Raw genomic sequence first — 779 nt, forward strand, 5'->3', positions numbered from 1 at the left:
GGTTTGTCGATCGTGATGAGGAAAAAAGTTAAATCGTGTCATACGCTTAACACTCAAAAAGCAAATAACTGCGTAAATGTTTTGTCAAATTTCTGCCCTCATATTTGCAGAAGGGCAGGAATAGGCGCAGACTTTCGCGCTTGCTAATGAATGCATAAATGAGGCACGAATGAAAACAGGTGATAAGCAATTCGCCGTTATTGGTCTTGGCCGATTTGGTTTGGCGGTATGTAAAGAATTACAAGATTCTGGGTCACAAGTCTTAGCGGTCGACATCAATGAAGATCGAGTGAAAGAAGCTGCAGGTTTTGTGAGTCAGGCCATTGTGGCAAATTGTACTCATGAAGAAACGGTCGCAGAGCTCAAGCTCGATGATTACGACATGGTGATGATTGCCATTGGTGCAGACGTGAATGCCAGTATTCTTGCTACTCTGATAGCAAAAGAGGCGGGTGTAAAATCGGTATGGGTAAAAGCTAACGACCGATTCCAAGCTCGCGTTCTGCAAAAAATTGGTGCAGACCACATCATCATGCCAGAGCGCGATATGGGCATTCGTGTGGCGCGCAAAATGTTGGATAAACGCGTACTCGAATTTCATCCATTGGGTAGCGGATTAGCGATGACAGAGTTTGTTGTTGGCTCGCGTTTGATGGGTAAAACGTTAAGCGATTTGGCGCTGTGCAAGGTCGAAGGCGTGCAAGTGTTGGGCTTTAAACGTGGCCCTGAAATCATCAAAGCGCCTGATATGAGTACCACGCTTGAAATCGGCGATCTCA

At 45.7% G+C, this 779-nt stretch carries 1 protein-coding gene; it reads left to right on the top strand.

Annotated elements, in window-relative coordinates; translation table 11 throughout:
* Positions 1–169 precede the first annotated feature (169 nt).
* On the top strand, positions 170–779 hold a 610-nt coding region (locus tag R7R78_RS25675; protein WP_225474563.1), incomplete at its 3' end, for a potassium channel family protein.

Source organism: Vibrio sp. 2134-1 (assembly GCF_033339495.1).